Annotated in this window: 20 protein-coding genes; 7 read left to right on the plus strand and 13 right to left on the minus strand. The window is 64.3% G+C overall.

Going from position 1 to position 25,176, the window contains the following annotated elements; all coding sequences use genetic code 11:
- Nucleotides 1–159: 159 nt before the first annotated feature.
- Together pbpC and D9R08_RS00010 are read right to left on the minus strand one after the other, a co-directional pair.
- Nucleotides 160–2,208 carry a penicillin-binding protein 1C gene (gene pbpC, locus D9R08_RS00005; protein ID WP_121895969.1) on the minus strand — a complete coding sequence of 683 codons (2,049 nt, stop codon included), beginning with the start codon at nt 2,206–2,208 and terminating at the stop codon, nt 160–162.
- Entirely contained in the window at nt 2,209–7,632 is a 5,424-nt protein-coding gene (locus D9R08_RS00010; RefSeq protein ID WP_121895970.1) for an alpha-2-macroglobulin family protein, read from the minus strand.
- A 148-nt stretch (nt 7,633–7,780) separates the two neighbouring features.
- On the opposite strand from D9R08_RS00010, the gene D9R08_RS00015 reads away from it, so the two are divergent.
- On the plus strand, nt 7,781–10,000 hold the full coding sequence (locus D9R08_RS00015; protein ID WP_121895971.1) for an ATP-binding protein: 2,220 nt from the start codon (nt 7,781–7,783) through the stop codon (nt 9,998–10,000).
- Here the strand turns inward: D9R08_RS00015 and D9R08_RS00020 are convergent.
- Complete coding sequence (locus tag D9R08_RS00020; protein WP_121895972.1) at nt 9,997–11,004, minus strand: asparaginase; 1,008 nt, start codon at nt 11,002–11,004, stop codon at nt 9,997–9,999. The genes D9R08_RS00015 and D9R08_RS00020 overlap by 4 nt on opposite strands.
- Nucleotides 11,005–11,176: 172 nt before the next feature.
- Here D9R08_RS00020 and D9R08_RS00025 point away from each other — a divergent pair, with 172 nt between their 5' ends.
- Together D9R08_RS00025 and rlmN are read left to right on the plus strand one after the other, a co-directional pair.
- Nucleotides 11,177–11,707 (plus strand): invasion associated locus B family protein, encoded by a 531-nt coding sequence (locus D9R08_RS00025; protein WP_121895973.1) that lies wholly within the window; start codon nt 11,177–11,179, stop codon nt 11,705–11,707.
- A gap of 79 nt (nt 11,708–11,786) precedes the next feature.
- The gene (gene rlmN / locus D9R08_RS00030) at nt 11,787–12,971 is read left to right on the plus strand and encodes a 23S rRNA (adenine(2503)-C(2))-methyltransferase RlmN (protein ID WP_121895974.1); all 1,185 of its coding nucleotides are present in this window, start codon (nt 11,787–11,789) and stop codon (nt 12,969–12,971) included.
- Nucleotides 12,972–13,050: 79 nt separating this feature from the next.
- On the opposite strand, the gene D9R08_RS00035 is transcribed toward rlmN, so the two are convergent.
- Nucleotides 13,051–13,233 carry a hypothetical protein gene (locus D9R08_RS00035; RefSeq protein WP_121895975.1) on the minus strand — a complete coding sequence of 61 codons (183 nt, stop codon included), beginning with the start codon at nt 13,231–13,233 and terminating at the stop codon, nt 13,051–13,053.
- Nucleotides 13,234–13,380: 147 nt separating this feature from the next.
- Nucleotides 13,381–13,968, minus strand: coding sequence for a L,D-transpeptidase (locus tag D9R08_RS00040; RefSeq protein WP_121895976.1), 588 nt, complete (start codon nt 13,966–13,968; stop codon nt 13,381–13,383).
- 180 nt (nt 13,969–14,148) lie between these two features.
- Between D9R08_RS00040 and dalA the strand changes: the two genes are divergently transcribed.
- Nucleotides 14,149–14,697: a divisome-associated lipoprotein DalA gene (gene dalA, locus D9R08_RS00045; RefSeq protein ID WP_121895977.1), complete on the plus strand. Its 549-nt coding sequence runs from the start codon at nt 14,149–14,151 to the stop codon at nt 14,695–14,697.
- Here dalA and D9R08_RS00050 read toward each other — a convergent pair.
- From D9R08_RS00050 to paaI, 8 genes are all read right to left on the minus strand, one after another.
- Entirely contained in the window at nt 14,694–15,182 is a 489-nt protein-coding gene (locus tag D9R08_RS00050; RefSeq protein WP_121895978.1) for a L,D-transpeptidase family protein, read from the minus strand. The genes dalA and D9R08_RS00050 overlap by 4 nt on opposite strands.
- Before the next feature lie 70 nt (nt 15,183–15,252).
- Nucleotides 15,253–16,113, minus strand: a complete 861-nt coding sequence (locus tag D9R08_RS00055; RefSeq protein WP_121895979.1) for an SDR family oxidoreductase — start codon at nt 16,111–16,113, stop codon at nt 15,253–15,255.
- The gene (queG, locus tag D9R08_RS00060) at nt 16,110–17,141 is read right to left on the minus strand and encodes a tRNA epoxyqueuosine(34) reductase QueG (RefSeq protein WP_121895980.1); all 1,032 of its coding nucleotides are present in this window, start codon (nt 17,139–17,141) and stop codon (nt 16,110–16,112) included. Before queG ends, D9R08_RS00055 begins: the two co-directional genes overlap by 4 nt.
- Nucleotides 17,138–17,803, minus strand: coding sequence for an FtsZ-binding protein FzlA (fzlA, locus tag D9R08_RS00065; protein ID WP_121895981.1), 666 nt, complete (start codon nt 17,801–17,803; stop codon nt 17,138–17,140). Before fzlA ends, queG begins: the two co-directional genes overlap by 4 nt.
- 54 nt (nt 17,804–17,857) lie before the next feature.
- Nucleotides 17,858–18,610, minus strand: coding sequence for a monofunctional biosynthetic peptidoglycan transglycosylase (gene mtgA, locus D9R08_RS00070; protein WP_121895982.1), 753 nt, complete (start codon nt 18,608–18,610; stop codon nt 17,858–17,860).
- A gap of 198 nt (nt 18,611–18,808) precedes the next feature.
- The gene (locus D9R08_RS00075; protein WP_121895983.1) at nt 18,809–19,384 is read right to left on the minus strand and encodes a TetR/AcrR family transcriptional regulator; all 576 of its coding nucleotides are present in this window, start codon (nt 19,382–19,384) and stop codon (nt 18,809–18,811) included.
- A 4-nt stretch (nt 19,385–19,388) separates the two neighbouring features.
- Nucleotides 19,389–20,699, minus strand: coding sequence for a phenylacetate--CoA ligase PaaK (gene paaK, locus D9R08_RS00080; protein WP_121895984.1), 1,311 nt, complete (start codon nt 20,697–20,699; stop codon nt 19,389–19,391).
- Nucleotides 20,699–21,130 (minus strand): hydroxyphenylacetyl-CoA thioesterase PaaI, encoded by a 432-nt coding sequence (gene paaI / locus D9R08_RS00085; RefSeq protein WP_121895985.1) that lies wholly within the window; start codon nt 21,128–21,130, stop codon nt 20,699–20,701. Before paaI ends, paaK begins: the two co-directional genes overlap by 1 nt.
- A gap of 78 nt (nt 21,131–21,208) precedes the next feature.
- On the opposite strand from paaI, the gene paaZ reads away from it, so the two are divergent.
- The 3 genes from paaZ to paaA all read left to right on the plus strand — a co-directional run bounded on the left by paaZ (nt 21,209) and on the right by paaA (nt 25,112).
- Nucleotides 21,209–23,236 carry a phenylacetic acid degradation bifunctional protein PaaZ gene (paaZ, locus tag D9R08_RS00090; protein WP_199709203.1) on the plus strand — a complete coding sequence of 676 codons (2,028 nt, stop codon included), beginning with the start codon at nt 21,209–21,211 and terminating at the stop codon, nt 23,234–23,236.
- Between the two features lie 9 nt (nt 23,237–23,245).
- The gene (locus D9R08_RS00095; RefSeq protein ID WP_121895987.1) at nt 23,246–24,052 is read left to right on the plus strand and encodes a PaaX family transcriptional regulator C-terminal domain-containing protein; all 807 of its coding nucleotides are present in this window, start codon (nt 23,246–23,248) and stop codon (nt 24,050–24,052) included.
- Nucleotides 24,053–24,128: 76 nt separating this feature from the next.
- Nucleotides 24,129–25,112 carry a 1,2-phenylacetyl-CoA epoxidase subunit PaaA gene (gene paaA, locus D9R08_RS00100; protein WP_121895988.1) on the plus strand — a complete coding sequence of 328 codons (984 nt, stop codon included), beginning with the start codon at nt 24,129–24,131 and terminating at the stop codon, nt 25,110–25,112.
- Nucleotides 25,113–25,176: the final 64 nt, after the last annotated feature.

Genomic DNA, 25,176 nt, shown 5'->3' on the forward strand with positions numbered 1-25,176 from the left:
CACCATCCGCCACCCCGTCACGCCCCCTCGCGGCCCCGTGAGCCGCCGCAACATCCCTCACGAAAACAGAGACTTGCCCTCGCAGAGCCGTGACAATCGCACAGCCCCGCGCCCACCCCGAGGGCGCTCAGACGCGAATCAGGCGGCTGGGGAGTGGTATCAGCGGGAGATTTCGATAAATCCGCGTTCGGCCCTGCCCGTGGCATCGATTACCGTCAGTTCGGCAAACCCGGGGGCGGCCCTGCCAAGATCGACCTGCCGGTCGAAGACACCGGTCGCAACAGGCCGCCCGTTCCAAAGCCATGTGAAAGGGGGGTGGCCCCGCTCGACCCGCGCCAGAAGCGGCAGATCGGGTGTGGCCGCAAGGATTGCGCCGTCGGGTGGAAAGGCGATCACCGGAGCCTCCGCATCCCGTGCCCCGGCGGTTTCCGGCTGAAACCGGCGGAGCGGCGGCGGCAATTGCATATGGGGGACGGTCAGGGCCCCCAATGGCGGTGCCGCAAGCGGGGCCAGATCGGGACCAAGCCGGGCGAAGGCCTCGAACAGCAGTGGCGCCGCCAGATCGGCTCCGAAGGCACCGGGCACGGAGGCGCCATCGGCCCGGCCCAGCCAGACACCGACCACGTGGCGCCCGTCAAAGCCGAAGGCCCATGCATCGCGGTGGCCATAGCTGGTCCCGGTCTTGTAGGCCAACCCGTTGCGCGGCGCGTTGGGCGGCGGCACCAGGCCTGACAGGATATCGCCCAGATACCATGCGGCGGTAGCTGATAGGATACGGTTGCGCGCGCCTGCGTCATCGCTCGGACGGATACGCAGCGGCATCGTTTCTCCACCCCGGGCGATCATCGCATAGAGCCGCATCAGATCCTCCATGCTTGTCCCGATCCCGCCAAGTCCGATGGCAAGGCCCGGCTCCCCCTGGGGCAGTTCGGCCCGCATCCCGATACGGCGCATGCGGGTCAGCATCTCGGCCGGGCCGATCTGGTCCAGCAGGCTGACCACCGGGGTGTTGAGCGAGGCCTGCAGCGCGTGACGCACGCTCAACTCGCCGCGAAAAACGTTGTCGAAGTTTTGCGGCGCATAGCTTCCGAAACGGACCGGGCGATCATCGACCAGGGTTTCGGGATGGATGAGGCCCGCTTCGAACCCCAGACCGTAGACAAGAGGTTTCAGGGTGGATCCCGGCGAGCGCAGCGCGCGGGTCATGTCGACAAAACCTCGGCGCACATCGTCGGTGTAATCCGCGGCCCCGACCGTGGCGCGCATCTCGCCGGTCCGATGGTCCAGCACCATGATCGCGGCAGTCAGCCTGCGGTCGCGCCCCTCGACGGCCCGTGCAGCCAGAAGCTCCATCTGGGCCTGAACGCCGCGATCGAGCGTCAGCGCGTGGCGCGCGGCGGTCGGCCGGTCCGCCAGAACCCGATCGGCCAGATGGGGCGCCAGCGCCGGAAAGCCGTGCCGTTCATCCGGAATGGGCGCGCGGCGGGCCCAGGCGATTTCGGTTTCAGCGATACCGCCGAAGCGGATTGCCCGGTCGAGCACCCGGTCACGCGCCAGGCGCGCGGCCTCCGGGAACCGGTCGGGCCGGCGGCTGGCGGGTGCCTGCGGCAGCGCGACAAGCAAGGCGGATTGTGCGGCCGTCAGCCGCCGCGGCTCGGTTCCGAACCATGTCAGGCTGGCGGCGCGGAGACCCTCCACATTGCCGCCATAGGGCGCCAGATGGAGATAGAGCGTCAGGATCTCCTCCTTGCTCAGCACCCGCTCCAATGCCAGCGCAAGGCGTATCTGCCGCAGTTTCCCACGCCAGGCGCCCGTGCCGCTGTCTTCCAGCAGCCGCGCGACCTGCATCGTGAGCGTGGAGCCGCCCGAGACGATCCGGCCATACCGCAGTGCCTGCCATGCCGCCCGCGCAAAGGCGCGCGGATCCACGCCCGAATGGGTCCAGAACCGCCGATCCTCGTAGGTGATCAGCATGTCGATGAAGCCTGGATCCACCTCGGCCAGGCGGACGGGCAGACGCCACCGCCCATCCTCGACAGTATAGGCGCGCAGAAGATCTCCGTTCCTGTCGACGACCTCGACGCCCGTGACCGGAACCAGCGGCGGAAGCTCCGTCGCGTCGATCCAGGCGTTCAGCCGCGCCACCCCGGTACCGACAAGGACAAGCGTCAGGGCCAGCGCGATCAGCGGGCTCCGCCAAAGCCGCATCTATTCGGTCACTACCAACCGGCCCGATACCGTCTGCGCGCGGTATTGCGGGCGGTACATATCCTCGACACTCGCGGCGGGGTGATGAAATTCGCCCGGTGTGACCGCGCGAACGATATATCCCAGACGGAAGCTGCGATCGGTGCGCCAGTCGACGGCGGCCATGAAGCGGTCCTGCCGGAACTCCGTATGGGTCGCCACGTCGTCCAGTTCGAACCCGTCGAGTGCGCGGATATCGCCACCGCGCAGAAGATTCGGGTTATCGATCTCGAACCCGGCCGGAAGCGGGTCATTGATCATCAGACGCGCTTCGCGCCCGTCGAACGGCGTCACCGTCAGCAGCGCCACCAGCCGCGTGCCGACCGGAACCTGCGCCGGATCGGCGGGCTGTCCTTCCAGCGTCACGTAGCTCCGGCTGATGCGGTAGCCGTTGCCGAAGGCCTCGGTCGCGCCGGCGGGCACACCGAACCGGGTCAGGGTCAGGGCCTCGGGCGTGGTGCCCGTATTGGTGATCCGGCGGTCGGTTGTGTCGCCGGCGCGCAGCACCTCCACCAGCGGGCCGGATACCGGTTGACCGTCAAGTTCAAGGCCCGTCACGGAATCCGCATCGATAAGCGCATGGGCGGCCAGAAGGCTCCACACCGCTTCCTGTGTCGATACCTGCCGGCCCGGCGGGGTCAGCGCCAGCGCCAGATCGGAGATAGGGACCGCATCGGACCCGGCCTGCACCGCCAGCGTCAACAGCCCGGCCGCATCCCGCCGGTCGGTGCCGTAATCGCTGCGCCAGACCGTGGCTTCGGGGGCGTCCAGCCGGTCCTGCAGCATGGCATATCCGGCGCGGAACATCGCATCGGCCCGCGGCTGATCGCCATACATCGCCAGCGCCGCCCCCAACTGGCCAAGTGCAAGGGGGCTGCCGAACGCCGTCGCCTTTACATCGGCATAGTAACGCAGGTCGCCCATGGATGCCGTGCCTTCGCGGGCCAGCACCATCAGTGCATAGGCCAGATCTTCGCCGCCATTCTCGAAATCGGGATAGAAGGAGATTTCGTTGCGCAGATTGTCGAGGGCGCGGCCGAAGGCCAGATCAGACACCTGATACCCCTGCCCGCGCGCGCGGGACAGGAAATCGGTCACATAGGCGTCTAGCCACAGATCGCCGGAATAGGCGCCCCAAAGGCCAAAGCCTCCATTGCTGGCCTGATTGACCAGCACATCGCTGATTGCCGCGTTGATCCGGCGATCCAGATCCTCCGCCGTGGTCAAATCCATGGTCTGGGCGACCGAGGACAGGTAGAGAAGCGGCATCGCCTGACTCGCGACCTGTTCGGTGCAGCCATAGGGGTAGCGGTCAAGCATCTGCAGCAGCCCCGGTGCATCGAACCGCGACAGTGGTCCGGCGGAAAGCGTGGCCCGGCCCGATCCGGGAAGGAACCCGGTGAAGGCGGCGCTATCCAATGTGAAAGTGTCGCCGGGGTTCAACGTGACGACGCTCGTTTCGGCGATCTCGGGGTCGTTTATCTGCACCGGCAGGACCAGCGGTTTGGCAACAACGGTCCCGTCCGGCAGGTTCAGCGAGACAGAGATTTCCTGCACACCGGGTCTGTCGCCGGCCGTGATCGGAACCGAAAGGCGGCTGGTCTCTCCCGCGCCGAGATTGACGCTGAAGGGCATCAGCCCGACATCGACGCCCTGGGTGGAGGTCAGGCCAAGCCGCATCTCTCCGGTCGGGCCGGTGGCATGGGTTATCTCCAGCAGCAGTCGCGCCGTGTCGCCCGGTGACAGGAAACGCGGCAGGCTGGCGGTAACCACCACCGGATCGCGGATCAGAACATCCGCCTCGCCCTGACCGACACCGGTCCGGGACCACGCTACCGCCATCACGCGCACCGTGCCGTTGAAGGACGGTATGTCGAAGCTGGCGCGGGCCAGCCCGTCCTGCCCCACGGTGAGCGGGCCGGAGTGAAACGCCACCAGCGCCTCGGTGGGCGGCGGTGCCTGCATCCGCATCCCTGCGCTTTCGTCGCCGCCCGAGCGCACGCGCCCTTCGGCCCCGCTGCGGCTGTCGATCAGACGGCCATAGACATCGCGAAGCGCCATGCCCAGCCTGCGCTGGCCGAAATAATGGCCTTGAGGGTCCGGGCTCTCGAATCCGGTCAGGTTCAAGATGCCCAGATCGACGGCGGCGATCGAGGCGTAAACCGTGTCGCCCGGCGCGGCGTTGCCGATGCGGAGCGCGACCTCCAGCGGCCCACGCGGCATCGTCTCCGCCGGCGCCTCCAATGTCACATCCAGCGCCCGGTCGCCCGGATCGATCGCGGCATGCGCCAGACCGAGCGCCCGGGCCGGTGTCTGGGCGTCGATATCGACCACGGGCCGCAGCAGGGTTGCCGAGACATAGGCGCCGCTGCCCCAGTCATCGGTGACCGGCAAGGCAACTTCCACGGGTTCGTCGCCCAGTTCGACAATCTGCATGTCGATCAACCGGTTCGACATCACCCGGATCAGGGCCGTGCCTCCCTGCCGGGGGATGATGCGAAGTTGTGCGGTATCTCCGGGGCTGTAGGTCTCCGCATCCAGCGACAGGTCCAGCACGTCCGGTGTGCCACCGGTATCGGCGGGCGCATACCAGCCGGCTTCGAACCCGACAGAAGTGATGCCATAGGCGCCGGATGCGGTTTCCACCCGCAGTTCGAACGCACCCCATTCGACGGCCTGACCGATGCGCACCGGATCGGGGCCAAGTGTCTCCTGGCCGCTGGCGATCCGGGTGCGGGTCGTGACCTGCTCCCAGTTCCACGCGCCGTTCTGGGAGTACCACTGATAGCGGCGCTCGACACGGTTTAGGGTCCATTCCACGGGCACTGAGCCATCGGCATTCACCGCAACCAGATCGAACTGTGCCTCCGCACCTTCGGCCAGTGTGCCGTCGAAAAGCGGCCTGATGCCGATGAGCGCGCCCTGCGGCTCTACCGCGCGTGTGATCTGGCGCTCGACCGGGCGGCCCGATCCTTCCGAAACGCGGACCGTGACCGTCAGGTCCCGCGGATGCGGCGGACCGGAGGTTTCCGGCAGATCCAGGGTCAGCGTGGCACGCCCGTCTCTGGCGGTGACAACGTCGCCGGGGACGCTTCCGAAGGCGGGCTGGGGGGGCTGGTCGTGACGCCCGAAGCGATATCCGGGCCAGTTCTCAAGCGTATCCCGTGGGCGCAGTACCAGCGTTCCTTCAACCGGGAGATTGCCGGCGGGGGCGCCGAACAGATAGTCCGCCTCAAGGTCGAGCCGCGGTCTCTGACCGGGGCGGATCGGCCCCTCGGGCAGGCTAAGCGTCACGTCGATGCGCTCGGGCAGAAAATCCTCGACCAGCAGGGCCCGGCTGGCAAGCGGTGGCGCTTCGGGGTCCGCATGGACGGCCAGCCGCCACGTGCCGCGGGGAATGTTGGTGCCAAGCGGCAGCGCGAACACGAAGCCCCCCGCCCCGCTTTCGCGCAGCAGGGTCCGGGTGTACTCCACACCATCCGCGCGGGTCAGGATCGCGGTCAGCGGCAGGCCGGTGATCGCCTCGGCCCGGCCGTCGCGCGCCAGCGCCGTGGCGTGAATGACCTCGCCCGCGCGATAGGCGCCGCGATCGGTGGTCAGAAACAGATCGATCGCACCGGCCGCCTCTCGCCCCTCCACCCCGCGATCGGAAAGATCGAATTCCGCGTCGCGCAGGGACAGAAAGGCATAATCATCCGTGTCTGTCACGGCCACCATGGCGGGCGCAGCCCCGGCGCGGCCAAGGGCCAGCCCCGCATCGAACAGCGCGTAGCCCTCCGCGTCGGTCACGGCCTCGCCCAGCACGCGATTGGATTCCGAGATCAGGCTGACGGTCAGGCCCGACCGGGCGGCCGCATCGGACAGCCCGCGCACGACGACATGGATACCATCGGCGCCGCTCATGGTGGACAGCCCCAGATCGCTGACCAGAAACCACTGGGTGGCGGCTGTTGTATCCCGCGCGGCCTGATTGGCGGCGCGCGCCTCCAGCGCATAGATCCCCGGGCCCAGATCGGTCAGCACGTCGCCCATCGGCAGACGGGTCGTGACATCGCGGTTCAGCTCCTGCGCAACCTCGCCGGTTCCTGTCCAGACCTCTTCGGCCAGTTCGGTGGTAAAGCGGTTGATCTCCCACTCGTTCAGAGGCCGGCCGAAATAGGTCTCCTGCAAGCTGCGGACAAGATTTCGGTCAGACACGCGGAACAGGCGCAGCGCCACCTCGTCTGTATTGACGGCGACGACGGGGATCGCCGCGGCCTCGCTGCGCGGCAGGATATAGGCGCGACCGGGAAAGCGGACAGAGGGGCTTCGATCCTGCACATACTGCCGGATCGTGACCGGTGCCTGCAGCATTTCACCCGATGCCGCCGGCAGGCCTGCGCGCAATGTGAACTCGTATCTCTGGCCATGGGTGACACCCGAGATACAAAGCTGGCGATCCTCCGCATCCACGCTCAGCCCTGAAACCGTGGATTGCAGGAAATCGCCGTAGGTGACGCCACCGGGCTCCAGATCTTCTGAGAAGATCACGCAGATCCGCGGCATTGCCGCCTCGTTGTCGACCTGGGTTTCGAGCACGCGGAACCCGAAAAGCCTGATGGCCCTGTCGAGCGCGCCCGACAGGTCAGCCCGCGGGGCCTGGGCCAAAGCCAGGCGCAGGGCCGGGATCGTGTCGCGCCCCCGACCCTGCCGTTCCAGCGTCTGCGCGAGGATGTCGAGCGCATCGGCCAGAACCGGCCCGTCCGGCGCGCGCAGCGCCGCATTGGTCGCGGCGGCGAAAGCGCGGGTCTGCAACTGGTACCGTGGCTGCCCGTTGATATCGCTGAGTGCCAGAAGATGGCGGGCATATTCTGCCCAGAGCGCGGGCGCATCGCTGCGGGTGATTGCCGCCCCGGTCAGGCGGATCGCCCCCGGCAGGTCGCCGCGGGACGCGGCATCGCGGGCGGCATCGGCCAGTTGCTGTACACTCCAGGTGCCGGCGGGGTGCTCGCCGGCCAATCCCTCCGCCTGGCGGCGTGCGCTGGACAGATCGCCGGGGCGCAGAAATGACAGGGCCGCCACGCGGCCGTCCAGCCGCTCCAGAACGCCGGGATCGGTGGCGTAGGCCTCTGCGGAGATGGCCCCATCGTAAGGGTTCCGGGCAAGAACACCGGATTTCGGGAAACAGGCGTCGGAGCGCTGGTTGAACGTGAAGGCCCGGCAATCGGGATCCGCCAGACAGGCGGCGGAACAGGCTTCGAAGGTCGTGTCGAAAAGGGGCCGCAAATCGGCGCCGGGAAAATCCACATCGCGTGTTATGGCGATGAACCGATCCGGAATCGCATCCTCGGCAAATACGGGCAGAGCAACGAGCAGCCAGGTCAGCAGCGCAAAAATCGGGCGCATGGCAGTCTCCTGAAAATGATGAAATAATGGGCTGATAGTGCCACGCTTTTCAGGGCTCTGTCCACGATTTCCCGTGCCGCGTTAAACCAATGTTCAGACGGTTCGGGGAACATCGCGATCAAGTGATGTGCTGGGACATAGGGAAATCATGGGCAGCGCCGGTATCGATGACCGTTTGGCGCAGGAGCGCCGCTTGCGTCTGGCCGCCGAGCGGCTTCTGGTTCAGAAATCCGACGAGCTGTATTCCGCGAACAAGAAGCTTGCGGAACATACAAATGCGCTGAGTTATCAGGTCATTGAACAGCGGGAGGAAAATGCCGAGCTGATCGGGCAGACCACGCAGGTGAAGGCCCAGCTTGAGGTGGCCACCGAAAAAGCGGTGATGGCCGAGCGCCGGTTGTGGGACTCGCTGGAGGCGATCGATGACGGGTTCGCCATTTTCGACAGCGATTGGCGGATGATCGCCGCCAACCCCGCTTTCATCGCCGTGTTCGACAATATCGCCGATATCGGCCCGGGGGCCAGCTACGAGGCGGTGCTTCGCATCGCCGTGGAAGAAGGCATCGTCGATCTGGAAGGGGTCGGACCCGAAGACTGGATCGACGACATGATCGCCAGATGGGAAAGCGAGACAATTCCCGAAAAGACACTGAAGCTCTGGAACGGCGCCTATATTCGCCTGCATGACGAACGCACCGGCGAAGGCGATGTGGTGTCGCTGGCGATCGACATCACCGAAACGGTCCGCCGGGAGCAGGAACTGCGCAAGGCCCGCGATCAGGCGGAGGCCGCCAATCGCGCCAAATCCGCCTTCCTTGCCAATATGAGCCATGAGATCCGCACCCCGATGAACGGCGTGGTCGGCATGGCCGATCTGCTGCGTGACACCGAGCTGACCGAGGAACAGCGCCTCTACATCGACACGATCAAGAGCTCGGGCGAGGCATTGCTGGTCATCATAAATGACGTTCTGGATTACTCGAAGATCGAGGCCGACAAGATCACACTGCATCCCGAGCCTTTCGATATGCAGGAAATGATCCATGAAATCTTTCGATTGCTGCGCCCGGGCATTCAGGGCCGCGACCTGACGCTCCGGGTCGATTACGACATGTTCATGCCCGAAAGGGTGGTGGCGGATCGGGGGCGCATCCGCCAGATCCTGACCAATCTGATCGGCAACGCAGTGAAGTTCACCCCTGAGGGCTATGTTCTTGTCCGCGTCGTGGGCGAAGGCCGGAATGACGGCCAGGTCACCTTTCGGATGGTGGTGGAAGATACGGGCATCGGCATCCCCGCCGAGATGCAGGCCCATGTCTTCGGGCAGTTCAACCAGGTCGAGGATCAGGCAAACCGGAAATTCGAAGGCACCGGGCTTGGCCTGTCGATCACGCGCCGTCTGATCCGCATGATGGCGGGGGAGATGTGGCTGGAAAGCGAACCCGATGTCGGCTCCGCCTTCGGGTTCCGGTTGTGTCTGCCGGTGCCCGAGGATGAGGATGACAGGCCCGTGCCTCCCTTGCCCGCCGCATCCCGGGCATTGGCGATCTGGGAAGATGACGGCACCGACGCCACCGGTTTGGCGGAGCGTCTGGGCCGCCTGGATGCGCAGGTTTCTGTCCTGCGCGGGCCGGACAGGCCGCCAGCGGATCTGGCACTGCTCATCCTGCTCACGGACCGAACGGAAGAGCAGATCGGAGCGGCGATCCAGGATCTGCGTCAGGGGGGCCATGCGGGGCCTATCGCCCTGGCCGGGCCGAACATCGCAGAAGCCTTGCAGTATCCGGCGATTCCGCTGGCCGCATCGCGGGCGTTATTGCGCGATGCGGTGATGGCCACAGCCCTGGGGCAGGAGACGGAGCCCCCCTCCGCCCGGTCGGGCACGGAGACTGCCACTGCCCCGGCATCGCCCGCCCCCGCGGACCCGCATGCGGCACCGCCTCCGCAGCCGCGCGTTCTGCGCCTGCTGGCCGCCGAAGACAACAAGACCAACCAGTTGGTCTTCCGCAAAATGATCAAATCCCTCACGCTCGATCTGTGCATGGTCAGTAACGGGCGCGAGGCGCTGGACGCCTATGTCGCGCATCCGCCCGATCTGGTCTTCACCGACATTTCCATGCCCGAGATGGACGGGCTGGAGGCCGCAAGGGAAATTCGCGCGTTCGAAGCGCGCCATGACCTGCCGCGCGTGCCGATCGTGGCGATGACGGCCCACGCCATGGACGGAGACGAGAAACGCATTTTCGAGGCGGGGATCGATCACTATCTGACCAAGCCCCTCAAGAAGGACGCAATTCTGGACCGGATCGTGGCGCTTGCGCCCGCCGACCTTGATCTGGGCCCGGATGCGCCCGAGAGGACGGATTAAAGGCGCCAGTCGGCCAGACTGTCGCTGATCCGATAGGCGCCCGTCTCGATCCCGCGGCGATTGAGGATCGGGCCGTGGCGATACCGGATCGCGGCTGGATGATCCGCCGCAAGAACGCCCGCGCCGATCAATAGCTGAGTGATCACGGCCTCGGCCCCGCGTGTCGTGCCGTCTTCGATCTTGACGGCGATCCCGAGTTTCTGCTCGGGCAGGATCCCGACGAACACCGCTTCGGCCCCGGTCTTGATCGACGCGCGCCCGTTCATCGCGCGCATCAGAATGGTACAGGCCCGACCTTCCCCCGCCACCAGATGTGGATAGGCCGCCATGGCGCGTGTCAGCCGGAATTGTGCCTGGTCGCGTGGGTCGCCGTCGCCCGTGGCAGCGGCAAAGCCAGCCATCGCCCGCGCGAGCCCCGTCATCGTGCAGGCGAAATTCGGGGCTGAACACCCGTCTATGCCATGGCCGGGGCTGTCCTCTCCGGTGACCTCTTCGAATGCGGCTTTCACGGCGAGCTGAACCGGGTGATCAGTGTCCACGTATTCCGGCCCTGCCCCGAGATGCCTGCCAAGGGTCAGAAAGCCGGAATGCTTTCCGGAGCAATTGTTGTGACTCTGCCCTGGCTCCCTGTATCCACGGATCAGTTCGTTGCGGGCATCCCGGTCATTCGGCATCTGCGGCCCGCAGCGAAGCGCCTCTTGGGACAAGCCCAGATCGGCAAGCCATGCCTCCACCATGTCCGTGTGAACATGCGCTCCCTGATGAGATGCGCAGGCCAGGGCCAGTTGCGCATCGGTCAGGCCGAAGGCCTCTGCCGCACCGCTTTCGACAAGCGGCAGAGCCTGCACCATCTTGCAGGACGACCGTGGCAGGATCACGGCTTCCGGGTCGCCCCAGGCGGCGACGATATCGCCGCCCGCGTCCCAGATCACCGCATGCCCGTGGTGCAGGCTTTCACAGAAAGGGCCGCGCCAGACCTCGACCAGTGGCTCCGTATTCGTCATTGTTCCGTTCCCGTTCACATCCCGGCGAATTTCTGCCGCCGGGGCTTTCCCAAGCCTTGAAAATCAGGTTAGTCTGCGGCAGCAGAAAGTGAAATGTCCGTTCCGCTTACCAGAGATAAAAAAACCGCCGGATCGGGCCAGAGGCAGAGTAAGGCTGGAGGCAGTAGGGAAGATGAAACACTGGGTGTTGGGTGCGCTTGCCGCAACGGCGCTGTCCCTGTCGGCGAACGGGATATGGGCGCAGGATCAATCGTCGAACCGCGTGAATGCCGAAACGGACTGGAGCGTTTTCGTCGAAGACGATCCCACACAATGCTGGGTCGTTTCGACCCCGCGCGAAACCGTCAACACGCGCGATGGCCGCGTGGTCGCCGTGCGGCGCGGCGAGATCCTCATGTTCGTGAGCTATTGGCCCGCCGAAGAAAAGCGCGGCGAGGTTTCTTTTACCGGCGGCTATCCGTTTGCACCGGGCTCCACCGTCACGATGGCGATCGGATCGTCCACGTTCGAGCTGTTCACCGATGGTGAAATGGCCTGGGCCGCATCGGAACAGGATGATCAGCGCATCGTGACCGCGATGAAGCGCGGGGCCGAGGCGGTTCTGACGGCGCGGTCCGCCCGCGGGACACAAACGCAGGATACGTTCTCTCTTCTGGGCTTCACGGCCGCGGTCGAAGATGCCGAGGCGCGCTGCGGCAGCTAGGCCGTCCGGGGCCTGTAGGGGTTTGCGTTGCTGCGCGCGGGGCTATATGTGACCCGCCTGACCCCAAAGGATTGAGCCGATGACCGCCAGCGCTCCCGTCACGCAGGACGTTCTGACCATTCCGCGTAAACTGCCCGACGGACCCATAAATCTCGTGGGTCTGACGCGGGACCAGATGCGCGCGACCCTGATTGCCCACGGTACGCCCGAAAAACAGGCGCGGATGCGCGTCGGCCAGATCTGGCAGTGGATCTATCAGAAGGGCATCCGCGAGTTTGACGCGATGACGAATCTCAGCAAGGCCTACCGGGCTGAACTGGCCGAGACATTCGTGATCGCCCTGCCCGAGGTCGTCTCCCGTCAGGTTTCGGCCGACGGTACGCGCAAATACCTCGTCCGGATCGCGGGCGGCCATGAGGTCGAGGTTGTCTATATCCCGGAAGAGGATCGCGGGACCTTGTGCATTTCTTCCCAGGTAGGCTGCACGCTGACCTGTTCCTTCTGCCATACGGGCACGCAGAAGCTGGTCCGGAACCTGACGGCGGGCGAGATCGTGGGGCAGGTCATGCTGGCACGGGATGATCTGGGCGAATGGCCGGAACCCGGTGAGGGCTCTGATGCGCGGCCACGTCTGCTGTCGAATGTCGTGCTGATGGGGATGGGCGAGCCGCTTTACAATTTCGATGCCGTCCGCGACGCGATGAAGATCACGATGGACCCGGAAGGAATTTCGCTCAGCCGTCGCCGCATCACGCTCTCGACCTCCGGCGTCGTGCCGGAAATCGCGCGCACAGCCGAGGAGATCGGCTGCATGCTGGCCGTGAGCTTTCACGCGACGACTGACGAGGTGCGCGACAGGCTGGTTCCGATCAACAAGAAATGGCCGATTGCCGAGCTACTGGAGGCGTTGCGGGCCTATCCCAAAGCATCGAACAGCGAACGGATCACCTTTGAATACGTGATGCTGAAGGGCGTGAATGACAGCGACCAAGATGCGCGCCGGCTGGTCGATCTGATCAGGGGGATCCCGGCCAAGATCAACCTCATTCCGTTCAATGAATGGCCCGGCGCGCCCTATGAAAGGTCCGACTGGGAGCGAATCGAGAGATTCGCCGACATCGTCTACAAGGCGGGCTATGCCAGCCCGATCCGCACCCCCCGGGGCGAAGATATCATGGCGGCCTGCGGTCAGTTGAAGTCGGCTACCGAACGGGCTCGAAAGTCCCGCGCTCAGATCGCGGCGGAAACCGGTCAGTCGCTTTAGGCTTACTGGATTGAGACTACCAAAAGAAAAAGGCGGCCCGAGCGGACCGCCTTTTTACTGAATGCCGTAAGGCGTTCGATCAATCGGCCGCAACTGCAGCAGCGATCAGGATCAGTGCCAGGATCGGAACAAGGATGCCACCGGCGGAGGTCGAAGTGTCCTCAACGATAACAACGGGTTCCAGAACCGGTTCTGCCATGCCGCCTGCGAAAGCGGAGGTGGCAGCAACCGAAATAGCGGCGGCGAGAGCGAGTTTTTTCATTGTATCCTCCAAGATACGCCCCTTCGGCGCGGAATTGCGCAACTTTAGGGCACCCAAGACTGTACCTCGTGCCCCGGTTTAAGCAGCAATGACAGGCGATTGCAATGCCGCGGAAATGCCGGAAACGGCATCAAACCGGATTTGTCGTCAAATAAGCAACACTTGTGTGCCGCGCCGCGTCATCGCGAACAACTCGGCAATGTGTTCGTTGTAAAGCCCTATGCATCCGTTCGAAGACCGGCGCCCGATTTTGCGCGTATCGTGGGTTCCGTGGATCCGGTAATAGGTCCAGCTCAGGTAAAGCGCATGGGTGCCGAGCGGATTGTCAGGCCCGGGCGGAACGTAGTCGGGCCATTCCGGATTGCGCTGCTGCATAGCTGGGGTCGGGCGCCAGTCGGGGCCTTCGACCAGCCGCACCACTTCGGTGCGCCCGCGCCGGGTCAGGTCTTCGGTCATCGGAACGGATGTGGGGTAAAGCCGGTAGGTTCTCTGGTCCTCGCTCCAGTAATGCAGCGCGCGAGAGGTGACATCGACCAGAATCGCCCCGTTCCGCGTATCGCTGAAATAGGGTCGCCAATCCAGCGTCCGGAAACTTGAGATATTGTGGCGAACCGTTTGCGAGATATCGCCCTCGAACTCCACGGTTTCGGTCCCGCTCTGGGCCAGGGCGGGCGCGGCCAGCCCGGCGGCGGCGCTGCCGAGAAACATGCGGCGGGACAGGGGGTGTTTGCTCATGGCGGGTCTCCTTCGGGCGTCACGCCCGATACGGTCACCGAAACTATGACCGGCAGACAGTCACGGCAAATCAAACAATACCGTGAGCGCGCGATATTCTGCCGGTTGTGTTTGATTGACCGCAGTCGCGCCTGTAAGGGTCAGGGGAAGAAACGGGGTTTTGAAACAGGTATTTCCGCAATGAAGAGACGGACTCTGCTGCTTTCCTCAGGCGCACTGGCCCTTTCGGCATGCGTGTCGAACACAGCGCCGCGCCTCGGGCCGGACGGTCGCCCTCTGCCGACGATTTATCGAATCAATCCCGACGACACGGCGCGAATCCAGTTTCGTGTCCTTGACAGTGTGAATTCGCTTCGCGCGGCGGCGGGCGCACCGGCCTTGCGCCTGAATGCGGAGTTGAACGCCGCGGCGGCCACTCATTCCCGCGACATGTCGGTGCAGAACCGGCCCTGGCATTTCGGCTCGGACGGATCTTCGCCGATCGACCGGGCAAGGCGTGTGGGTTATCCGGGCACGGTTCTGGGCGAAAACATCTCCGAAACCTACGAGTCCGAGCTTGAAACCGTGGCCGCCTGGATGCAGCAGCCTGACACGCGCGACGTCATCACAGACCCGGGCGCGAGAGATCTGGGCTTTGCGTTCTTTCAGGAACCGAACGGCAAGATCTGGTGGACCATGGTCACCGGAGATGGCGGGACCTCGGGCCCTGCCAATGCGCCGACGGGTTAGGGGAAGATATCGATGATGGTGCCATCATTCACCATCGCGTAGATCTGCCGCATCTCGGCATTGGTCACGGCGATGCAGCCCCATGTCCAGTCATCCGCCCGCCGAAACGCTCTGGGCGTGCCATGAATGAAGATGTCGCCGCCAGGTGAAAAGCCCAGCGCAGCGGCCTCTTCGCGGTCCTGCTCATTGGGGTAGCTGATACCGATGGACAGGTAGAACTCGCTGTTGGGATTGCGACGGTCGATGGTGTAGCGGCCTTCCGGCGTGCGCCCGTCACCCTCGATCTGCTTGTCGCCGACCGGGGCGAAACCAAGCTCGAAGTCATAACTCTCCAGAATGGTTTCGTTGTGGAACAGATACATCTGCCGCGTGCTTTTATGCACCTCGATCCGGGTCACTTCCGGCCCGTTATACTCGATGAAGCGCGAACAGGCGCTGGTGCCCAGCACCAGCACACCCACCATCACCCAACTCAGAAACCGCATGCCCGTCGCCTCGATTTTTTACTCGATTATTGGTCTTCGCCATACAGCAAAACCGGCCCGGGCGGTATCTCTAATCGCGGCTCTCGGCGGCCAGCAGTGCCGCCAGTCCGGTCCGATAATCGGGATAGGTCAGCTGCACGCCCAGCTCCGCCTTGATCCGCGCGTTCGATACCCGCTTGCTTTCGGCATAAAAACTGCGGGCCATGGGCGATAATTCGGCTTCCTCGATCGGCACATCGGGCGGCACGGGCAGGCCAAGAAGCCCGGCGGCAAAGGCGATCACATCTTCGGGAGGGGCCGGGTCATCGTCGCAGACATTGTAGATCGCGCCGGGATCGGGCCGGGTCATCGAGGCAAGCAAAACCTGTGCGATATCGTCCACATGGATCCTGGAAAACACCTGCCCCGGCTTGATGATCCGCCGTGCGGTGCCGCGCCGGACCTTGGCAAACGGTCCGCGGCCGGGTCCGTAGATCCCCGCAAGGCGGAAGATATGCAGCGGCGCACCGGCCTGTTCGGCCAATGCCTGCCATGCGGCCTCCGCCGCGACACGCGCCCGGCCCCGTTCGGTCATGGGGGTCAGGGGCGTCGTCTCATCCACCCATCCCCCCTGATGATCGCCGTAAACGCCAGTGGTCGAGAGATACCCGATCCAGCGTTTTCCGCCCGCGACGGCTGCGATCTCATCATGCAGTTCGGCCAGAACCGGGTCGCCTTCGGGCCCCGGCCCGACGGAGCTGAGAATATGGGTGGCCCGGCGCAGGTCATCCCGCAGGTCGTCGCCCGGGAACACCCGCGCGGTAATCCCGTTCGCGCTCAGGGCTCGGGCCTTTTCGACACTCCGCGTGGTGCCGATTACCTCGGTCCCCCCGGGCAACAATCGTGTCAGCGCCTGCGCCGAATAGCCATGCCCAAAGCTCAACAAGATCATCGCAAACGCTCCACTGCCCATCTGGCCGCATCCGCCACGGCCTCGTCGGTGTCATTGATAAGGCTCTGCGCGGCGGGTTTGAGCCGTTTTTCGCCGCTGTTCCCGATCGCGTAAAGAACATTCCGCACGAATCTGTCCCGTCCGATCCGCTTGATCGGAGATCCCGAAAAAAGCGCGCGAAATCCTGCATCATCCAGCCCGGCCAGATCTTCCAGCCCGGGCGCGCGCAATTCGGCCCGCGCGGCGTAACGCAGCTCCGTCGCTTCGCGTGCGAACTTGTTCCACGGGCAGACCGCCAGACAATCGTCGCAGCCATAGATGCGGTTGCCCATTTTGCCACGCAGCTCGGGATCGACCGGGCCTTTGTGTTCGATGGTCAGGTACGAGATGCAGCGCCGCGCATCGAGCTGGAACGGCGCCGGAAATGCATCGGTCGGGCAGATATCCAGACATGCGGTGCAGCTGCCGCAATGCTCCCCTTCGGGCGGATCGGGGGCAAATTCGGCTGTCGTGAAAATCGCGCCCAGAAAGAACCAATTGCCAAGATCGCGGCTCAGCAGGTTGGTATGCTTGCCCTGCCAGCCGAGGCCCGCAGCCTCAGCAAGAGGCTTTTCCATTACCGGGGCTGTGTCCACGAAGACCTTGATCGACTCGCCCGGACAACGTTCCAGAAGCCATCGACCCACCCGCTTCAGCCGCTTCTTGACCAGATCGTGATAGTCCCGGTTCTGCGCGTAGACACTGATGGTCGCCCGGTCGCAACGGTTCAATGCGTCAAGCGGATCATGCTCAGGGGTATACATCTCCGCCAGCATGATCACCGAACGTGCTTCGGGCCACAGCGCCGTGGGGTCGCCGCGCCAGCCCATCCGTTCCTCCAGCCAGCTCATCTGGCCATGCCGTCCTTCGGCGACATATCTGGCCAGACGGCCGGCGGCCTCGGGGATCGCGTCGGGCCGGCAGATCCCCAGCTTGGCGAAACCTGCCTGCCGGGCCTCGGCTTCCAGCGCATGCCGCAGCGCGGTCAAAAGTCCAGATTGGCGTAATGCGGCGGCTGGATGAACCCCGGAACCTGATCGGCCAGGATCGACCGGAATGCAGGCCGCGATTTGATCTTGGCGTACCAGTCCTTGACGATCTCGGACCGGTTCCAGTCGACGTCGCTGATGTAATCGAGACAGCTCAGATGCGCGGCCGCCGTGAAATCCGCAAGTGTCATCCGGTCTCCGGCGAGCCAGCGGCGATGATCCAGCAGCCAGGCCATGTAATCGAGGTGAAACTTGATCTGCTGCGCGCCGGTCTTCACCGCCTTGCCGTCGGGATACCCGCCTCGCATGATCTTCTTGTTCACCCGTTCGTAAACCAGGTTTGCCGTGACTTCGGAGTGGAACTTGTCGTCGAACCATCCGCAGAGCCGGCGCACCTCGGCCCGCGATTTGGCGTCTTTCGGCATCAGTGCGGGCTCGGGCACGGTTTCCTCGACATATTCGCAGATCGCCTGACTGTCGCTGAGCATCAGCCCGTCGATCTTCAGGACCGGAACCTTCCCAGCAGGATTGCGGCGCAGGAACTCCGTGGAGGGTTCCCAGTATCGTTCCTCGACCAGTTCCACATCGATTTTCTTTTCGGCCAGCACCAGCCGGACCTTGCGACAAAACGGGGAGAGGGCGAAATGGTAGAGGCGCGTCATGCTCGGCTCGTCATTCTTGTTATCGGTCTTGTTTGCCCTGCCGGAGCCGTAAATTCAATTCGCAAAGCACATATCGCGGCCATCGGCGCGGATCGTCGCCGCACCGTCAAGGATCTGCCCGGCCCGCCGGCGCGTTGCATCGCTGGGCTCCGACGCGGATCTTGTCTGCGGGCTGGGCAGGATGGCGGCAAGCCGCGCGGCCTGCGTCTGGGTCAGGTCCGCGGCCGCGACCCCGAAGTAATGCCGGGCGGCGGCTTCGGCACCAAACACACCCTCATCAAACTCCGCAATGTTGAGATAGACTTCCAGCACCCGCCGCTTGGGCCAGATCAGTTCGACCACGGGGGTGATCGCCGCCTCCAATGCCTTTCGCACCCAGCTGCGGCTTTGCCACAGAAACGTGTTTTTCACCGTCTGCTGGCTGATGGTGGAGGCACCGCGCGCCCCGCCATCGGCAATCGCATCGCGGATCGCCGCCATGTCGAACCCCCAGTGGAGGCAGAAATTCGCGTCCTCCGCCGCGACGACGGCGCGTTGCAGGTTCGGCGAGATCTCCTCCATCGGCACCCAGTCGCGCGCGACACCGCCAAGCCGCCAGCTTTCGGAGATCATGTAGGGCGTTCGGGGAACCGGCACGACGGCGTAGATCGCAATCCACGCCACCGCCAGACCGACCGCCAGAAGCATCGCCCGCGAAATCCATCTCACCACGCCCTGCAAACGCCGCCGAAGCGGGGAGGCGGCATTGCCTTTCGATCTCCGCCCGGAGCCGGATTTTCCCGGTCTGGATTTTGCCCGTTTCGCCATTCCGCCCCGTCGTTTGGGTCTTCTTGTGGGTTCAAATACCGCCGCCGGAGGAAAAACCAAATCCCCAAGATCATAAAAGGCGCGGAATTCTGGCGCGGGGTTTTCCCGATCGCCGCGCATATCCGTGTGGGGCGGCACGCCCCGAATGTGTTTCCTGCAACCCGAGCGGGCGGAGCCGTGCCTTATCTCTGGCCAGTGTCAGAGGTTGCGCACGCCACCCAGAACCATGTCGGTCACCAGATCGCCATAGGCCTCGCGGCTGATCCCCTTGCCCGGCCGATGCCACATGTAAAACCAGTTGAGCATCCCGAACACGGTCATGGTGACGGCGCGCAGCTCCCCGGAAACGCCGATCGCGGCGATGACGTCACTCATCCGGGTGACAAGGCGCCGTTGCAGCTCGATCAGCGGTGCTTTCATGTCGGTGGGCAGGGTATCCAATGCGTCGATCTGGAGTTTGTGTTCTGCGTCCGCGTCCCGGTAATTGGTCAGAATAGCGTGGATCAGAGCGCGCAACTGGGCCTCGGGCGCGCCGGTGTCGGGCACCGTGTCGACGGCATTCACCAGCGCGCCCAGATGGCCTTCCAGAATGTCGAAAAGCAGCGCCTCCTTGCTGTCGTAGTAGTGGTAGATCAGCGCCTTGGACACACCGCAGGCACTTGCCACCGACGCCATGGAGGCCCGGTCATACCCGTGTTCGGCAAAATGTTTCGCCGCGCCCTTGCGCAGGGCGGCGCGCTTTTCCGCGTGATCCCGGGCCAGTCCGCGCGGCATCGCGCTAGGCCTTCGGCCGGTTGTCGATGATGCGCACGGCCTTGCCCTGGCTGCGCGCCACGCCGCCGGACCCATGGGCGGTGATCGCAACCGTCACGCCGACACGCTCCTTGATCCGCCGTTTCAGGGTCTCCGCGGCCTTTTCGAGCGCTTCCGAGCCCATCGGTCCCTCCGCCGCTTCCACATGGACGCGCATTTCGTCCATCCGGCCCTCGCGGCTCAGCTCAATCTGGAAATGCGGCGCAAGCCCGGCCACCTCCATCAACTGCTCCTCGATCTGGGTGGGAAAGATATTGACGCCGCGCAGGATGATCATGTCGTCGGAGCGACCGGTGATCTTCTCCATCCGGCGCATGGTTCGCGCGGTGCCGGGCAGAAGCCGGGTCAGATCGCGGGTGCGGTACCGGATGATCGGAAACGCCTCCTTGGTCAGCGAGGTGAAGACGAGTTCGCCCTGCTCACCATCTGCGACCGGCACCCCAGTTTCCGGATTGATCACCTCGGGGTAGAAGTGATCCTCCCAGATATGCAGCCCATCCTTGGTCTCGACGCATTCATTGGCGACGCCGGGGCCCATCACCTCGGACAGACCGTAGATATCCACCGCATGCATATCGAAGGCCTGTTCGATCTCCTCGCGCATTGCATTGGTCCAGGGTTCGGCTCCGAATATTCCTACCTTCAGCGGGCTTTTGCGCGGGTCCAGCCCCTGCTCTCGATAGGCGTCGAGAATGGACAGCGCATAGGAGGGCGTGACCATGATGGTGGAGGCGCCAAAATCCTCGATCAGCTTGACCTGCCGCGGTGTCATTCCGCCCGAGACGGGAACAACCGTACAGCCCAGTTTCTCCGCCCCGTAATGGGCGCCAAGCCCGCCGGTGAAAAGCCCGTAACCATAGGAGATATGGACCACATCGCCCGGTCGGGTGCCGCTCGCCCGCATCGAGCGGGCGACGCAACTGGCCCATGTGTCGATGTCCCGCGCGGTGTAGCCGACAACGGTGGGCTGCCCGGTGGTTCCCGAAGATGCATGGACCCGCGCCACCTGCTCCCGCGGCACGGCGAACATCCCGAACGGGTAATTGTCCCGCAGATCCTGTTTCACGGTGAAGGGAAACTTCGCCAGATCCGACAGGGATTTCAGATCGTCGGGATGTATGCCCGCCTTGTCGAAACTTGTCCTGTAGAAGGGCACATTGGCATAGGCATGGGCCAGCGACCATTTCATCCGCTTGAGTTGCAGCGCCGCAATCTCATCCCGGCTGGCGATCTCGATCGGATCCAGATCCTCCCGCTTCGGCGTCAGGTCCAACATCAGGCCTCCTCCTTGAAATGGGTGCCGCTGATCGTGCGCGACGCACCGCGAAACAGCGCCACCTGTCGCCCGTCTCCACCGGTCACGACCACATCCGTGATGCCGTTCCGCCCCTGACGGGAGATCTCCCGCGCCTCGGCGGTCAGGGTCTCTCCGGGCTGGCCGGGGCTCAGGTAGCTTATGGTGTTGTGCTGCGCGACGGCGATCTGGTTGTGGCTGTTGCAGGCAAAGGCAAAGGCGCTGTCGGCCAGGCTGAAAATCACGCCGCCATGACAGATCCGGTGGCCGTTCAGATGCTCTCCACGTACAGTGCAGGTCATCCGCGCATAGCCGGGCGCGACCTCGACCAGATTTATGCCGACCCATTTCGATGCGGCATCGCCCGCCCACATCGCTTCGGCGCTTCGCCGCGCGCGTTCTTCCGGTGTCATCGCCGTCCTCCCGTTCGCAAGCAGCTTGACGCAAACCCGACCAATCGGTCAAGACTGTTCGACAAGGGAGGACAGATGATGATCGAGCTTCAAAGCTTCGCGGCCGGTAAATGGGTCGCCCCTGACGGCAACGCGCGACAGATGTTCAGCGCCGTCACCGGCGAGATGATCGCGCGCGGAGGCGCCGCTCTGGATACGGATGCGATGATCCGGTATGCCGTGGAGGTTGGCGGGCCGGCCCTTCGCGCGATGGATTTCCATGCGCGGGCCCGCATGCTGAAGGCTCTGGCCCAGCATATCGACAGCCGCAAGGAGGAGCTTTACGCCCTCAACCCGCTGACCGGGGCCACCCGCGCGGACGGCTGGATCGATATCGATGGCGGCATCGGTACGATGTTCGTCTACGCCTCCAAGGGCCGCCGTGAGATGCCGGAGGGTCACGTCTATATCGAGGGCGAGACCGAGCAGCTTTCCCGAAACGGAACCTTCCTTGGCCAGCACGTGGCGGTCCCGCTGCGCGGTGTCGCGGTGCATATCAACGCCTTCAACTTCCCGATCTGGGGCATGCTGGAAAAACTCGCGCCCGCGCTTCTGGCAGGTGTGCCCTGCATCGTGAAACCCGCGACGGCGACCAGTTATCTGACCGAAGCCTGCGTGCGGGTCATGCTGAGTTCCGGCTTTCTGCCCGACGGGGCACTGCAATTGATCATTGGCGGGACGGGCGATCTGCTGGACCGTCTGGGCCCGCAGGACGTGGTCAGTTTCACGGGGTCTGCGGATACCGCGCTGATGCTGCGGTCGAACCCCCATCTGCTGAAACGGGGTACACGGTTCATTGCCGAACAGGACAGTCTCAACTGCTCCGTTCTGGGTCCCGATGTCACACCGGACGCGCCCGAATTCGATCTCTTCATCAAGGAGGCCGCGCGCGAGATAACCACGAAGGCGGGTCAGAAATGCACCGCGATCCGGCGGATCATCGTGCCGCAGGCGCAGTTTGACGCGGTGGCCGATGCGCTGTCGGCGCGGCTGTCGGGCACCCGAATCGGCGACCCCGCCCTTGAATCCACGCGGATGGGTGCGCTGGCCGGTGCCAGCCAGAAGCAGGATGTGATCACAAATCTGCGCCGTATCGCCGAAGAGGCCGAGCGGATCTGCGGCGACCCGGATCTGATGCAGGTGGACGGGGCCGATGCGGGGGCAGGGGCATTCCTGCCACCGACCCTGTACCGCTGTTCAGACCCTGATTCAGCACGGAATGTGCATGAGATCGAAGCTTTCGGCCCGGTCTCCACTGTGATGCCCTATCGCGATCTCGATCATGCCTGCGACCTTGCAAATCGCGGCGGCGGATCGCTTGTGGCCTCTGTGATCACACATGATCCGCAGGTCGCCCGGGAGGTCGTGCTTCGATCCGGTGCCTGGCATGGCCGGATCTATATCAACGATCGCGACAGCATGGGGGAGGCGACTGGCCATGGCTCCCCCCTGCCGCACATGATCCATGGCGGCCCCGGTCGCGCGGGCGGCGGCGAAGAGCTGGGCGGGATCCGCGGCGTTCTGCATTACATGCAACGTGTCGCCGTTCAGGGCTCCCCCGACATGCTGACCTCCGTGACCGGCCAATGGGTACCGGGCAGCGGCGAGAAAAAGGCACCCGCGCATCCCTTCCAGCTGACCTTCGACGAGATCGAGGTCGGCCATACGATCAACACGGCGCAGCGGCAGGTCAGCCTTGAGGATATCGAGCATTTCGCGGCCTTCACCGGGGATACGTTCTACGCCCATATGGACGAGGCAGCCGCCGCCGCGAACCCGTTCTTCCCAGGCCGCGTGGCCCATGGCTATCTGCTGCTGAGCTTTGCGGCCGGGCTGTTCGTCCAGCCTGACCCGGGCCCGGTTCTGGCCAACACGGGGCTCAACAGCCTCAGCTTTCAGAAACCTGTCAGCCCCGGGGACAGCCTTTGGGTCCGGCTGACCGCCAGGCGCAAGACCCGGCGCACCGACACTTATGGGGAGGTCCGCTGGCATGCGACGCTATACAATCAAGACGACGAGCAGACCGCCGCATATGAGCTTTTGACGATGGTGAGCTATTCCCGCTAAACCCGCGGGATGACCGATTTGCTGCGACCTCTTCTTGACGAATACCTGCACGATCAGGGCCGTCTGCGTGTCTGGTCGCTGATCGTGACCATTCTGGGCGACACCGTCGAGACCCGGCAGGAAACGATTTCGACCACACGGCTGGGCGTGCTGCTGGATCGACTGGGTGTTGGTCAGCCGGCGCAGAAAACCGCGTTGTCGCGTCTGGTGAAAGACGGCTGGGCGGAACGGAGCAAGGAAGGCCGGAACACGTTTTACGGCTTCACCGCCAAGGGGCGCGATGCCTTTGTTCCGGCCTCCCGGCTTGTCTACGCCGCGGCCCGGACGGAGGAGCCGGTTCATTGGCTGATGGCGGTGTCCGACGATCCGCGCGGGCTGCCGGTGGCGCCCGGTGTCGGGCTCTGGCCGGTGGATTTCGCGCCGCGGGATCGCGGCTTTTCCGTTGCGGGACGGATCGAATCGCTGCCTGATGAGATCAGGGCGGTCTCCCCCGAACATCAGGCGGAAACGGACACGCTGACGGCGCTTTTGCGGTACCTTGATGTCACATTCGCGCCGGATACGGGCCTTGACGCGCTGGCCGCGCGCACGGTGCTGGTCCATCGCTGGCGGCGCTATGTCCTGCGCTATCCCGAGGTGCCCGCCCGACTGGCGCCGGAGGGCTGGGCCGGGTTGAAATTGCGGGAGAATATCGGGGCGGCCTACTGGTCGCTGACCGGTCCGGCGGAAGAGTGGCTGCAGGCTGCGGGCCCGGGGTTCCGAAGGCTCAAAACACCGGGCCCGATGTACTGGGAGCGCTTCGGCTTTCGAAAATAGGTTACAAAAAAACGTTGATTCGCATTTTTTTGTAACCTATTTGTGCAACACACCCTGCATCTGGGAGGAGAGGCTTGTGTATTCTCAAGGTCTGATCGGTGCCGACAGCACCACCGAAGAAACGCCGGAATTCCTGGCGCGATTCCAGGCGCGCATCGACGCGGAAGAAAAGATCGAGCCGAATGATGCGATGCCCGAGGGATACAGGCGGACCCTGGTTCGCCAGATCGGACAGCACGCCCATTCCGAGATCGTGGGGATGCTGCCGGAGGGCAACTGGATCACCCGCGCGCCGTCGCTGAAGCGCAAGGCCGCACTTCTGGCCAAGGTCCAGGACGAGGGCGGTCATGGCTTGTATCTCTATGCCGCCGCCGAGACGCTGGGGGTCAGCCGCGAGGAGATGACCGAAGAGCTGCATGCGGGCAAGGCCAAGTATTCCAGCATCTTCAATTATCCCACGCTGAGCTGGGCCGATATCGGCACGATCGGCTGGCTTGTGGACGGCGCGGCGATCATGAATCAGATCCCGCTCTGCCGGTGTTCCTTCGGGCCCTATGCCCGCGCGATGATCCGGGTCTGCAAGGAGGAATCCTTTCACCAGCGGCAGGGCTACGAGATCGTCATGACGCTTGCGCGCGGCACACCCGCGCAGCGCGAGATGGCTCAGGATGCGCTGAACCGCTGGTGGTGGCCCTCGCTGATGATGTTCGGCCCCCATGATGCGGATAGCGAGCATTCCGACCAGTCGATGGCCTGGAAGATCAAGCGGTTCTCCAATGACGAGCTGCGCCAGAAATTCATCGACGCCACGGTGCCGCAAGCGGAGTTTCTGGGTTTGTCCGTGCCGGATGAAGATCTGAAATGGAATGAAGAAAAGAACGGGTACGATCACGGAGAGATCGACTGGTCGGAGTTCTGGCGCGTGGTCAAGGGCGGCGGTCAGATGAATGTGGACCGGATCCGCGACCGCAAGGCCGCCTGGGACAACGGCGCCTGGGTGCGGGAGGCCGCGCGGGCCCATGCCGCGAAACGGGCCACGCGGAAACAGGCCGCCGAGTGAATCGAGAAGGGCGGGAACGAGGGGCGCTGCCCCCGCTCTCGCCGCCATATTTCTGAACCAAGGA

The sequence above is a fragment of the Rhodophyticola porphyridii genome (assembly GCF_003688285.1).
In the GTDB taxonomy this organism is placed as follows: Bacteria; Pseudomonadota; Alphaproteobacteria; order Rhodobacterales; family Rhodobacteraceae; genus Rhodophyticola; species Rhodophyticola porphyridii.